The organism is Streptomyces sp. NPDC050564 (assembly GCF_044457265.1).
Classification (GTDB): Bacteria; Actinomycetota; Actinomycetes; order Streptomycetales; family Streptomycetaceae; genus Streptomyces.
Map to the genome: position 1 here is coordinate 41,779 of NZ_JBITGS010000008.1, position 11,991 is coordinate 53,769.

The 11,991-nt window shown below is 69.8% G+C and carries 10 protein-coding genes; 4 read left to right on the forward strand and 6 right to left on the reverse strand.

Features of this window, described 5'->3' with window-relative positions; translation table 11 throughout:
* Positions 1-17: 17 nt before the first annotated feature.
* The gene (locus ACIBK0_RS14475) at positions 18-1,871 is read right to left on the reverse strand and encodes a family 20 glycosylhydrolase (RefSeq protein WP_399079367.1); all 1,854 of its coding nucleotides are present in this window, start codon (positions 1,869-1,871) and stop codon (positions 18-20) included.
* Positions 1,864-4,254 carry an alpha-L-fucosidase gene (locus ACIBK0_RS14480; protein ID WP_399079369.1) on the reverse strand — a complete coding sequence of 797 codons (2,391 nt, stop codon included), beginning with the start codon at positions 4,252-4,254 and terminating at the stop codon, positions 1,864-1,866. Before ACIBK0_RS14480 ends, ACIBK0_RS14475 begins: the two co-directional genes overlap by 8 nt.
* Positions 4,255-4,522: 268 nt before the next feature.
* On the opposite strand from ACIBK0_RS14480, the gene ACIBK0_RS14485 reads away from it, so the two are divergent.
* Complete coding sequence (locus ACIBK0_RS14485; RefSeq protein WP_399079371.1) at positions 4,523-5,863, forward strand: amidase; 1,341 nt, start codon at positions 4,523-4,525, stop codon at positions 5,861-5,863.
* A 51-nt stretch (positions 5,864-5,914) separates the two neighbouring features.
* Here the strand turns inward: ACIBK0_RS14485 and ACIBK0_RS14490 are convergent, their stop codons facing one another.
* Entirely contained in the window at positions 5,915-6,397 is a 483-nt protein-coding gene (locus ACIBK0_RS14490) for a GNAT family N-acetyltransferase (protein ID WP_399079373.1), read from the reverse strand.
* 80 nt (positions 6,398-6,477) lie between these two features.
* Complete coding sequence (locus tag ACIBK0_RS14495; RefSeq protein WP_189185670.1) at positions 6,478-6,654, reverse strand: hypothetical protein; 177 nt, start codon at positions 6,652-6,654, stop codon at positions 6,478-6,480.
* A gap of 422 nt (positions 6,655-7,076) precedes the next feature.
* Here ACIBK0_RS14495 and ACIBK0_RS14500 point away from each other — a divergent pair, with 422 nt between their 5' ends.
* The 3 genes from ACIBK0_RS14500 to ACIBK0_RS14510 all read left to right on the forward strand — a co-directional run bounded on the left by ACIBK0_RS14500 (position 7,077) and on the right by ACIBK0_RS14510 (position 9,818).
* On the forward strand, positions 7,077-8,234 hold the full coding sequence (locus ACIBK0_RS14500; protein ID WP_399079376.1) for a permease: 1,158 nt from the start codon (positions 7,077-7,079) through the stop codon (positions 8,232-8,234).
* A 96-nt stretch (positions 8,235-8,330) separates the two neighbouring features.
* Positions 8,331-8,885, forward strand: coding sequence for an inositol oxygenase family protein (locus ACIBK0_RS14505; RefSeq protein WP_399079378.1), 555 nt, complete (start codon positions 8,331-8,333; stop codon positions 8,883-8,885).
* A gap of 126 nt (positions 8,886-9,011) precedes the next feature.
* On the forward strand, positions 9,012-9,818 hold the full coding sequence (locus tag ACIBK0_RS14510; RefSeq protein WP_399079381.1) for an SDR family oxidoreductase: 807 nt from the start codon (positions 9,012-9,014) through the stop codon (positions 9,816-9,818).
* A gap of 312 nt (positions 9,819-10,130) precedes the next feature.
* Here the strand turns inward: ACIBK0_RS14510 and ACIBK0_RS14515 are convergent, their stop codons facing one another.
* On the reverse strand, positions 10,131-10,364 hold the full coding sequence (locus ACIBK0_RS14515; protein ID WP_399079383.1) for a hypothetical protein: 234 nt from the start codon (positions 10,362-10,364) through the stop codon (positions 10,131-10,133).
* Positions 10,365-10,438: 74 nt separating this feature from the next.
* Positions 10,439-11,980 carry an SDR family NAD(P)-dependent oxidoreductase gene (locus ACIBK0_RS14520; RefSeq protein WP_399079385.1) on the reverse strand — a complete coding sequence of 514 codons (1,542 nt, stop codon included), beginning with the start codon at positions 11,978-11,980 and terminating at the stop codon, positions 10,439-10,441.
* Between the last annotated feature and the right edge of the window lie 11 nt (positions 11,981-11,991).

The window sequence follows — 11,991 nt, forward strand, 5'->3', positions numbered from 1 at the left end:
GGGTGGATCTCCTCCGGTCAGAATGTGGTCAACCTCCACAGGGCGGGCTGCTGTTGGTCCGGCGGATACTGGACGAGGCGACCGTCGTCGTTCGCGTGCACCGCCATCCGCGTGATCGCGTTGACGAGTCGGTAGCCACCGTCCGCGCGCTGCACCTCCCAGCGCTGCAGGGTGTCCGAGGCGGCGCAGACCTCCTCGGTCACCGAACTTCCGGGCTCCAGCGGAACGCTGAGCGTGAGCTTGCCGCTACGGGTCTCCAGGCAACGGCCGTTCGCGACGGACTGCAAGGTCACGTAGCCGTCCGGAGTCCGCCGCACCCGGAAGGCCCCGCTCACCTTCCCGCTGCTGAAGGTGTACTTCCCGTCGGCCACCGGCACCCGGGCCAGGCCGCGCCATCCGGGAGCGTGCCCCACGGCCGTGCCCCGGGCGGCGAACTCGGCATAGGTGGGGTCGGGGTGCGGCGACCCCCAGGTCGCCTGGGCGATGTGCCCCAGCGCCGGGGTCAGGCCACTCTCGACCTCGTTCTCGGTCTCACCGCGCCCGTTGTCGGGCCAGAGACTGATCTTCGCCCCGGTGATCCCGTCGCGCGAGAGGAGTTTCTCGCCCTCGAAGCTGCGCGGGTCCCAACTCTGGTCGTACAGCGCCTCGGTGTTCGTGTGGAAGCCGCCGCGTACGAGGTAGAGGGAGTAGGCCGCGTTCATCAACGGGTGACCTTGGGCGATGAGTCGGCTGGGTTTCGTGGTCACGTTCAACCAGTGCTCGACGGTGGTGCCGGCCGCGACCGGCACGGTGTTGGCGCCGGTCAGACCGTCGTTCCAGATGCGCAGCTTCTTTCCCTTGCTGCGCGCGTAGGCGTGCACGCGGTTGACGAAGTCGATGAACGCGTCCTGAGGCGTGGCATTCGCCCCGTACTTCGCCTGTGCGTACTGGAGGATCTGGGGATACTTGGCGAAGTCCGAGCCGAGCATGTACTCATCGGCACCCATGTGCCAGGAGTCGGCCCTGAACACCTGCGCGTACTCGTCGATGAGGCTTGTGTAGTAGGCGAAGGCCTCCGGCTTGGTGATGTCGAGGCGGGCGGGCTGCCTGTTCCCGTCGGAGTCGGTCAGCTGCAGATCCGGCCGGTTCTCGATCCAAGGGTCCATATGGCCTGGTGAGTTGATCTCGGGGATGATCTCGACGTGGTACTTCTCGCCCAGGGCGACGAGCCGCCGTATCTCGTCCTTGGTGTAGTAGCCCCAGGTGTTGGCCTCGGGGTGGATGTCGCTCTTCACCTTGAGTTCGAGCAGCAGCTGGTTGAGCTTGTGGTACGCCATGTCGCGTACGAGGTTCTCCAGCCAGGCCGTCGAGATGTGGATGTAACAGGCGCAGACGCCGACACCGCGCTCCTTGTACCGGGGCACGTCGACCGTGTGTCCGGCGGGCACGCGGTCGTTCTGGGCGAGGAGTTGGAGAAGCGTGCGGGTGCCGTAGAAGGCGCCGGTTCCGGTGGCGCCGGTCACCGACAGGCGTTGGCCCGCGCTCAGTTCGTATCCCTCGGTGCCGAGCTTCGCCGCCGACGGATCGACGTCGATCACCACGTCGCCGGGGCGGGCACCCCCGCGCACGACGGGAACCGAGCCGTGCCCGGCCGCACGCAAGTCGTCGGCGAGGGTGTCGGCGACCTCCCGTGCGGCCTTGTCCGGCGCGACTATGCGGGCATCCCGGCCCAGGGCATAACTCCCCTGTGCGGCCTCCCAGTTGGACAGCGCCGGGACCGTGCTGGGCGCGGGTGTCTCTGTCCGGGCCGCCGCCGGCAGGGGCGCGGCGAACAGCAGCAGCGCCGCCGCGACACCGATGAGCCGAGACCGTCCGCCACGCGTTTCAGGCATTCCACTCCACCTTGAACACCCACACGTACTGGCCGGACTTGCGGGCCGCCTCCGGGACGTCGATCACCAACGAGCTGTTGCTCACCGTCCAGGTCAGCGGCCGGTCGTGGCCCAGCATCGTGACCTTGTCGCCGCTGCGGACCGGCACAGGCGCCTCGACGGTCAGCTTGCTGCCGGGCATAGTCAGCGAGTGGATGTAGAAGGCCTTGTTCTGCCGGACCGTGAACCGCAGGTCCTCGCCGAGCTGGGCCATGCGCGACCAGTACGTGGTGTCGTAGATCGCCTCGCCGTTGGTCTTCAGCCACCGGCCTGTCTCCCGCAGCCGGGTCTGCATGATCTCCGCGATGGTGCCGTCCGCGCGCGGACCGATGTCCAGCAGGAAGTTGCCGTTCTTCGACACGATGTCGACCAGGCTGCGCACGACCTCCTCGGCGGTCATGTACTCGGCGTCGGGCGTCGCCTGGTTGTAGCCGTAGCTGAACGGGTCGAGGCCCCGGCTGGACTCCCACTTCGCGACGACGGTGTTCTCGTATGTCGTGTACTCGGGGGTGGTGAAGTCGTGGAAGCCGATGCCGGAGCGGTTGTTGACGGTCACCTCGTACGGCTTCGGCCGGCTCTTGCCGTGGTTGAAGTACTCGGCGAGCACATGCACGCTGTCGTTCGCCCCGCCGATGTCGCACCACAGGACGGACGGGTCGTAGCCGTGGATCAGTTCCAGCATCTGCGGGGCCTGGTAGTCCTTCACATAGTCCTTGCCCGCGGTGTATCCGGTATACGGAAGCTGCTCCAGGGTGTACGGATTACGCGGCGCGTGGCCCATCCACGGGTTGTCGGGGTTGAACCACTCGGGCATGGAGAAGTACAGCCCGCGGTGCAGCTCGGGCGTGAACCGCTTCGACGCGTCGAAGAGTTCACGGATCAGGTCCCGCTTCGGGCCCATCTTCACGGCGTTGCGATCGGCGACCTTGGTGTCCCAGAGGGCGAAACCCTCGTGGTGTTTCGAGGTCAGGACGTGGTACTGGGCTCCCGCGTCCCGGAACAGCTCCACCCACGCCCGCGGGTCGAACTTCTCCGCCGTGAACATCGGGATGAAGTCGTCGTAGGCGAAGTTCTCGCCGTACTTCTCCCGGTGGTACGCGTAGACCGCGTTGTCCGGGCTCTGCATGTGGTTCCAGTACCACTCGGCGTACTGTTTGCCGACCGGCGACCAGGCGGGCACGGAGTAGACGCCCCAGTGGATGAAGATGCCGAACTTGGCGCGGTGGAACCAGTAGGGGGCCTGGTGGCCGGAGAGGGACTCCTCGGTCGGCCGGTAGTCGGGGATCCCCAGGGTCAGCTTGCGGCTGCTGGAGGTGACTTGCCCGCCGCGTCCATTGACGACCACCTTGCCCTCCTGTGCGGTGCCGGGTGCCGTGCCGACGCGGCTGCGGATGCCGATACGGACGCGGGCCTGCTCGCCCGGGTCGAGGCGGGTCACCGGCGCGGTCTCGACGGTGCGGGCGCCCGGCACGTCGACGCCGACCGACACAAGGTCATCGGCGAGGACGACGACCGTGCCCGCGTTGACGACGGTGGCTTCGACGCTCTGGGCGCCGCTCGACTCCAGCAGGGAGAAGGTCGAGTGCGCGTCCCGCAGGGCCAGCGCCCGTCCCTGGGCGGCCGGCTGGAGGGACAGGGCGAAGACGTGCAAGGACGCCTTGTTCTCCTCGGCCGGGTTGGTGACCGGCAGGGTCAGGGCGACCGCGTCACGCTGCGGATCGATCCAGACTTCGGCCGTGCCGATGCCGACGCCGTGCTCGTCCTTGGTGCCGTCCGGCTTGTAGCGGTACGGGGCCGAGAGCGAGCCGCCCGCCGAGTACCAGTCCGCGCCGCCCAGCCCGGCACTGGTCGTCGAGCCGTCGGCGTAGTGGACGGTGGCCTTGCCGGTGGCGTTGCCGTAGCTGCCCGCCGTGAGGAACAGGGCCGAAAGGTAACGTCCCTTGGGCAGATCGATGCGCTGCCCAAGGGCCACCACGTTGTTCTTGGCGCCCGCGGCGGATGACGGGAAGAGGAAGGAGATCCCGTCGACCTCCACTCGTCCGGCGGGCAGTTCCTCGCCCGGGAACGTGTAGCCCGAGCCGTCGAAGTTCCCGCCGCGCGCCGCCGCGGAGTCGATGCCGTCGTTGTCGAGGTACGCGTCGAGCGGCACGGCTATCGGGTCGGGGACGGGCACCCACGGGCCCTGTTGCTCTCCGGCGGCGGCCCGCACTCCGGCCGCGGCTCCGGTCGGCGCCCCGGCTGCCGCACCGGCCCGCGCTTCGGCAGGGGCGGCGAGGGGAAGAGTGGCCGCGACGGCGGCTCCGGCCGCGGCTCCCAGTACCTGACGTCTTGGATGCAAACTCATGAGCGGCTCCCATTCATCGGATGTCTGATGATTGATCTGCCGCGAAACCGTGTCAATGGGGCCTGCAGTCATGGAAGTTGAGCAAGTGATCGGATGATCTCCCGCTCTGGGGAGATACCGGGCAGCCCCCGCACGAAAGTCCAAGAGGACCGCACCGAATGTCCAAGGCAGACGGCTCTCGACGCGGCACCCCGCCCCCGGGCAGAGTGCTTCCCGTACTACTCACGAGTACGACCACGAGGACCACCGAGCACGACAAGGAGCGCCCGTGACCACCTGGGTCGGCCGGACCGCCGCCGAGATCGCCGCAGCCGTACGCGAGAAGCGGGCCACGCCCCGCGAAGTGGTGGCCGAACACCTCGCGCGGATCGAGCGGCTCGACGGCCGCGTAGGCGCCTTCCGCACCCTGCGGGCACAGGCGGCCCTCGCCGAGGCCGACGAGCTGGCCACGAAGGATCTCGGCGAACTCCCCCTCGCGGGCGTGCCCGTGGCGGTCAAGGACAACCTCCCGGTGCGGGGCGAGTCGAACCGCAACGGCTCCGCCGCCACCCAGGACACGCCCGCCGACCACGACCACGCGACGGTGGCCCGACTGCGTGCGGCAGGCGCCGTGGTCGTGGGCCTGACCAACGTGCCCGAGCTCTGTGTCTTCGGCACCACGGACGGTGCGCACGGAACCGCCCGCAACCCGTGGGACCTGACTCGCACGGCTGGCGGTTCGTCGGGCGGCAGCGCGGCAGCGGTCGCCGCCGGCATGGTGCCGATCGCGCTCGGCAACGACGGGATGGGCTCACTGCGCATCCCGGCCGCCAACTGCGGTCTGGTCGCCCTGAAGCCGGGCCACGGCGTGGTGCCCGCCGGGATCGGTCACGGAGACTGGTTCGGGATGTCGGAGAACGGTCCGCTGGCCACCACGGTCGAGGACGCGCGGCTGATGTTCTCGGTCCTCGCGGACACCGAGGTGGTACGCCCCTCGGAGACCGTCACCCGGAAGGTCGCCCTCTCCGTGCGCAGCCCGCTGGCCGGCGTGAGCGTCAGCCGTCCGTATACGACCGTCGCCCGGGCAGCGGCTCAGCTGCTGGCCGGGGCGGGCCATCGGGTGCGGCCCGCCGAGCCGCCGTACCCGCTCTGGCTGAGCACGACGTCGCTCGCGCACTGGACGGCGGGCACCGCGGTGGACGCCGAGGATCTCGACCCGCGCCGGCTCACCCGCCGTACCCGCGTGCACGCCGCCGTCGGTCGCCGTTTCCTGGCCGGTGTCCGCAAGAGCGGCCGCCGCGAGCAGCTGCGCGGGCGCCTGGAGCCGTTCTTCGCGGAGCACGACGTGCTGCTCACCCCGGCGCTCGCCCGACGCGGGCCCGCCGCCGCGGCCTGGCACGAGCGGGGCTGGCTGCGCAATCTGGTGGCCAACACGAACTACTCACCGCTGACGCCACCGTGGAACCTGACCGGTTGGCCCGCGATGTCGGTGCCGTTCGGGACGCTGCCGAGCGGCGCCCCGTGCGCCGTACAGCTCGTCGGCCGTCCGGGGTCCGAATCGACTCTCCTGGAAGTGGCGGGACACCTGGAGGAACTACGCCCGTGGCCACGTACGGCGCCGCTCGACTAGCGAACGCCTCCGCTGCAGAAGAGAGCCGGTCGGGGGCCTCGCTCGTCCCGGTCAGAGCGCCCGGTACATGATGTGCAACCCCACCAGCCCGTGCCGTGGGTGCTCGTACGCTTCCGGCACGGTGCCCAGGATCGTGAAGCCGAGCGAAGTCCACAGCGTGACGGCCGGGTTGGTCTCCACGACGGCGTTGAACACCATGCCGCGATAGCCGTCGGCCCTCGCCACGGCGAGGATGTGTTCGGCGAGCGCACGGCCGATGCCCTGTCCGGACCGGTCCGGGTCGACCATGAATCCGGCGTTGGCGATCCGGGCGGCGGGACCACCGAAGTTCGGGGTGACGTAGGCGGAGCCGACGATCGCTCCGGTGTCGTCCTCGGCGACGTACACCTGCTTGCCCGGGCCCATCCACAGGGCGCGGGCGGCTTCCTCGGAGGTGTCCGGGTCCCAGGCGTAGGTCTCGCGGGCGGCGACGATCCGGTGCCAGAAAGGCCAGATCCGCGGCCAGTCGTCGGCCGCGGCTTCTCTGATCAGCATGGGCGTGAGTCTGGCACGCCCATGCTGTCAGCGATCGCGATGGGTCCTACCGGGGGTCGATCGCGATGGGTCCTGCTCGGTCAGTCGACGCTGGGCAGGATGTGGGGCTCGGCGAGGTCGTCCTCGTAGCCCGCGAGACGGATCGGGGCTGACCTGGCCCACACATCCAGGCTGCCGAGTTCCTTCTCGGGCCCACGGCCCGCACGCTCCGTGCGTTCCTTGGGGCGCTGATCGCGATTCGTCTTCTCCGGTGTCACCGCGCACTCCTTATGTGTCGGGTCACCCTCGGGACGTACAGGGCCGGTCCGCTCCGGTCGCCTGACGCCCGCTCGGGTCTGAGTCGAAGGCAGTGAGAGGACGCGGTGGCGCCGGTAACTCGTACCAGAGCAGGCCGTGATGACCGGCTTGTCCCGGGACGGACCGTGGGCGTGGGTGGAACCCGGAAAAGCTGTCCGTCTGGTACAGGGTAACCAAATGAGCGGGTGCCCGCTCGATGGGGCTGAAAACAAGAGGTTACTGTCTCGAGTCGCTCAGCGCCCATCAGGACCCGATCTGCGGCGATTTGAAACACGATGCCCACTTCGGTGCCACCCATTCGGCTCAATACCGACTGTGGGCAGGGTCACTGAACCGCCCCCGGGTCATCCCTGATCCCACCGCCCCGGAGAGAGTCGAACCGATGAACGCGATCCTGCACGCACTGTCCCTCACGGGATCGATGACCTGGGAGATCACCTGGGCGCTGATCCTCGGCTTCGGTCTGTCCGCCGTGGTCCGGGCGGTGGTACGGCGGACCACGGTGGTACGGCTGCTCGGCGATGACCGCCCCCGGACGCTTGCGCTGGCCGCCGGGCTCGGAGCCGCGTCCTCGTCCTGCTCGTACGCGGCCGTCGCGCTCGCGCGCTCGCTGTTCCGTAAGGGTGCGGACTTCACGGCGGCCATGGCCTTCGAGATCGCCTCGACCAACCTGGTGGTCGAACTCGGGGTGATCCTCGCCCTGTTGATGGGATGGCAGTTCACGCTCGCGGAGTTCGTCGGCGGACCGGTCATGATCGTGCTGCTGGCCGCGCTGTTCCGGCTCTTTCTGCGCGAGCGGCTGCTGCGGCAGGCCCGGGAGCAGGCGGAGCGCGGGATCGCCGGGTCCATGGAAGGACATGCAGCCATGGACATGTCAGTCCGGCGGAAAGGGTCCTTCCTGCGGCGGCTGCTCTCCGACGACGGCTTCACCTCGGTCTCGCACGTCTTCGTCATGGAGTGGGCGGCGATCCTGCGGGACCTGGTGATCGGTCTGCTGATCGCGGGCGCGATCGCGGCCTGGGTGCCCGACGCATTCTGGAGCTCGCTCTTCCTGGACGGGCATCCGCTCGCCGCGAAGCTGATCGGCCCGCTCGTCGGACCGCTGGTGGCGATCGCCTCGTTCGTCTGCTCCATCGGAAACGTGCCGCTGGCCGTGGTCCTCTGGAAGGGCGGCATCAGCTTCGGCGGCGTGGTCGCGTTCATCTTCGCGGACCTGCTGATCCTGCCGATCCTGAACATCTACCGAAAGTACTACGGGCCGCGCATGACCGCCTTTCTGCTGGTCACCTTCTACACCGCCATCGTGCTCGCCGGATACCTCGTGGAGTTCGTCTTCGGCGGCCTCGGGCTCATCCCCGATCAAGCCGACGCGATGATCCCCATGGAGGGCGTCTCCTGGAACTACACGACCTGGCTGAACATCGTCTTCCTGCTGGTGGCCGCCGTTCTGGTGTGGCGATTCCTGCGTACGGGAGGGCCGGCCATGCTGCGGATGATGGGCGGGGCACCGGAACCGGCGGACCAGGACCACCGGCACTGAACACGGGTGTGCAGTTCAGGTCCCGTTGGCCGATTCGCAAGGCGGCCATGATCTGCTGACGCCCGGCAACGGCTTTTCTCGCGGGAGGACTGACGCATGGAGCTGCGCAGCGTCGAGGAGCTGATGGATCTGCTGCACGCCTGCCGGGGCGCCTGGGACACCCCGGACCGGTCGGGCGACCCGGTCGATCTGCACGACCACGCACTGCAGACCGCCGCGCTACTGCGCCGCGGCCATCCCAGCGACAAGGAACTCCAGGTGGCGGGCCTGGTGCACGACATAGGACATCTGCTCAGGCCGGGCGACGACGCGGGACACGCCGACCACGCGGCCGACGCGGTACGTCCACTGCTCGGCGAACGGGTCTCCCGCCTCGTACGGCTGCACGTGGCGGCGAAGCGCTATCTGGCGACCACGTCGCCGGGCCGCGGGCTCTCTCCGCAGAGTGCGCTGACCCTGACCGTGCAGGGCGGCGCCATGACACCGCGGGAGGCGGCCGCGTTCGAGCACGATCCACTCGGGGAGGACGCGGTGACCCTGCGGCAGGCCGACGACGCGGGCAAGGTCGTCGGACTGGACGCCGGGGTCATGGAGGACTGGCGCACGGTGCTGGAGCTGGTGGCGGCGCAGCACTCGCGACTGGGGGCCTGACCGACGGCTTCCACGGCGCCGGGGACGTCGGCTTGCACAGCGGGGACCCCGCTTTCACAGCCGAGGGCTGTCGGCCGGCACGGCCGAGGGCTGTCGGCTGACGGTCCGTCATGAGATCGTACGCGGATGACGTCGCCGTACGGGCTCGAAGGCAGGACCGCCATCGTCACCGGGGCCTCGCGCGGGATCGGCCTCGCCGTCGCCGCCGCGCTCAGCGAGGCCGGAGCGCGTGTATGCGTGACCGCCCGGGATCCCGACGGGGTGGCCCGGGCCGCCGAGCGGCTCGGCGGCGTCGGGCTCGCCGGTTCGGTGGCCGACCCCGCACATCTGTGGGAGCTGACCGAGCTGGCGCTGCGGGAGTTCGGGCGCATCGACGTCGTGGTGAACAACGCGGCGACCAACCAGCCGTACGGCCCGCTGATGGACACCGACCCGGACCGCTGGCGCGAGGCGTTCACGGTCAACGTCGAGGCACCGCTGCGGCTGGTGCAGTGCGCGTGGCGGGCGTGGATGAGCGAGCACGGTGGCGCGGTGGTGAACGTCTGCACGGAGGGCGCCGGGCACGTCGGGCCGCAGGTGGGCGCATACGGCACCAGCAAGGCCGCCCTGCTGCACCTGACCCAGCAGCTCGCCGGTGAGCTGGCCCCGAAGGTGCGGGTGAACTCCGTCTCCCCCGGTCTCGTCCGCACCGAGATGGCCCGCTTCGTGTGGGAGCACGCCGAGGACGAACTGGGTGCCGGACTGCCCCTGGGCCGCATAGGCCGGCCCGAGGACATCGCCCGGGCGGTCACCTGGCTGGCCTCGGACGCGGCCGAGTGGATCACCGGCGCCGATCTGCTGGTCGACGGCGGTACCCGGGTCAGAGCCGCGCACACCGCCCCTCGCGGCCACGCCGTGCACGAGCGTCTACGGACGCGGGCTCCGGACGTCTAGAGACCCCTCCGGCTCCGCTGGACGCCGCTTGGGGGCCCGCCCGCCCCGGAGAACCACGTGCGGACACCGCCGGCCCCGCACGACGGGCCCCGCACGACGCACCGGCTCCGCGGGGCCAAAAACCGCTACCTCGGGGGGGTCGAAGGGTCACCATGAGTGTCCGGCGGCAGGCACACCACCAGGGCGAGCCACCGCCGAGGGCAGCCACGACCGCGACACACAGGTCAGGACGGCGTACTCGGGCGGGTACGCCGTCCGCGACCGTCTACGGTCATACGCACCACCTCACTCATGACGGCGGCCCGATGTCCCTCACGGGAACAGAGCGATCCCTACCAGGACCAGCAGGACGATGCCGACGACGAGGGCGACCGTGGCCCATGTCCCCCGGTGCTTGACCGGAGCCGTGCCCCCGCCTCCGCGGGGCCGGTCCTCGGGCAACGTGGGATGGGCCGGGCGGCCGCTCGCGTAGAACTCTTCGTCGGTCGGGTAGTGGTTGCGCGGATCTTCGAAGGCCCGCGGATCTATGTCGTGTGGACTGCCCATCGGAACTCCCCGCGCGGTACTCACCAGGGTCCGGTCACCCCACGGGGGCCGGGGTACACGTCACGGCCGGCGGATCACCACTTGCCGGGCGCGTAGTCCTTGAGGAAGACGCCGTAGAGATCCTCGCCCTGCTCTCCGCGCACAATCGGATCGTAAACCCGTGCGGCCCCGTCGACCAGGTCGAGCGGTGCGTGGAAGCCCTCCTCGGCCAGGCGCAGCTTGTCGTAGTGGGGGCGCTCGTCGGTGATCCAGCCGGTGTCGACCGAGGTCATGAGGATGCCGTCGGTCTGGAACATCTCCTGGCCGCTGGTCCGGGTGACCATGTTCATGGCGGCCTTGGCGGCGTTGGTGTTCGGGTGGCCCGCGCCCTTGTAGCCGCGGCCGAAGACGCCCTCCATCGCGGAGACGTTCACGACGTACGCGCGTCCACTCGTCGCCTTCCTGGCGGCCTCGGCCATGGCCGGCCGCAATTTGCCGATCAGGATGAACGGCGCCGTGTAGTTGCACAGCTGGGTCTCGAGGAGCTCCACCGGGGAGATCTGCTCGATGGTCTGCACCCAGGTGTTGGTGTCGACGACGTCCGGGACCAGGCCGCCCGCGTCGATGGCGGTGCCGTCGAGGTGCCGGGCGACGCTGGCGTTGCCCGCGACCAGGGCAAGGTCGGCGACCTGCTGGGCATCGAGACCGCTGATGCCGACGGGCAGCGCGGCCAGGCCGTCGACCGCGCCGGAGTTGAAGGCGCCGATGACATGGTGGGCGGGCAGCTCCCCGACAGGCAGCGGGGCGCTCTCGCCCTCGACCAGGGCTGCGTAGGCGGAGGGCAGACGGCGTACGGTCTGCGTCGCGTTGTTGATGAGGATGTCGAGCGGTCCCGCCTCGGCGATCTGGTCGGCGAGGGCCACGGCCTGAGCCGGGTCGCGCAGGTCGATGCCGACGACCTCGAGACGGTGGATCCAGTCCGCCGAGTCGTCCATGGCCTTGAAGCGGCGGATGGCGTCCTTGGGGAACCGTGTGGTGATGGTGGTGTGCGCGCCGTCGCGCAGCAGCCGCAGCGCGATGTACATACCGATCTTGGCGCGGCCTCCGGTGAGCAGTGCGCGCTTGCCGGTGAGGTCGGCGCGGGCTTCGCGGCGGGCCCGGTTCTCGGCGGCGCAGTTCTGGCAGAGCTGGTGGTAGAAGTAGTCGACCTCGACGTACCTCGTCTTGCAGGTGTAGCAGGAGCGCGGGCGCTGGAGTATCCCCGCGATCTCGCCCGCCTCGGTCACGGAGGAGGGCAGGATGCCCTCCGTCTCGTCGTCGATGCGCTGCGCGGAGCCGGTCGCGGTGGCCTCCGTGACCGCCTTGTCGTGGGCGGTCTTCGCGGCCCGGCGCTCCTGACGGCGGCGCTGCTTGACCATGCGGTAGATGCCCGCGGTGGCGCGGCGCACCGCGATGGCGTCGGGGTGGTCGACCTCGATCTTCTCGAGTTCGTCGAGCACGCCGAGGCAGACGGCCAGCCGCTCGGGGTCGATGCCGGGCCCGTAGGAGACCTCTGCCGTGTCGACGGCGGAAGTCGCCCGGTCGTCCCCTGCCGTGTCCACGGCGAGAGCCGCCTGGCCGTCCTCTGTCACCGTCATCGCCGTTGCCG

Coding starts and splice junctions, on each gene's coding strand:
- ACIBK0_RS14515 (WP_399079383.1), bottom strand. CDS start 10,364: ATGGGCAGTCCACACGACATAGATCCGCGGGCCTTCGAAGATCCGCGC.
- ACIBK0_RS14500 (WP_399079376.1), top strand. CDS start 7,077: ATGAACGCGATCCTGCACGCACTGTCCCTCACGGGATCGATGACCTGG.
- ACIBK0_RS14480 (WP_399079369.1), bottom strand. CDS start 4,254: ATGAGTTTGCATCCAAGACGTCAGGTACTGGGAGCCGCGGCCGGAGCC.
- ACIBK0_RS14490 (WP_399079373.1), bottom strand. CDS start 6,397: ATGCTGATCAGAGAAGCCGCGGCCGACGACTGGCCGCGGATCTGGCCT.
- ACIBK0_RS14510 (WP_399079381.1), top strand. CDS start 9,012: ATGACGTCGCCGTACGGGCTCGAAGGCAGGACCGCCATCGTCACCGGG.
- ACIBK0_RS14505 (WP_399079378.1), top strand. CDS start 8,331: ATGGAGCTGCGCAGCGTCGAGGAGCTGATGGATCTGCTGCACGCCTGC.
- ACIBK0_RS14520 (WP_399079385.1), bottom strand. CDS start 11,980: ATGACGGTGACAGAGGACGGCCAGGCGGCTCTCGCCGTGGACACGGCA.
- ACIBK0_RS14475 (WP_399079367.1), bottom strand. CDS start 1,871: ATGCCTGAAACGCGTGGCGGACGGTCTCGGCTCATCGGTGTCGCGGCG.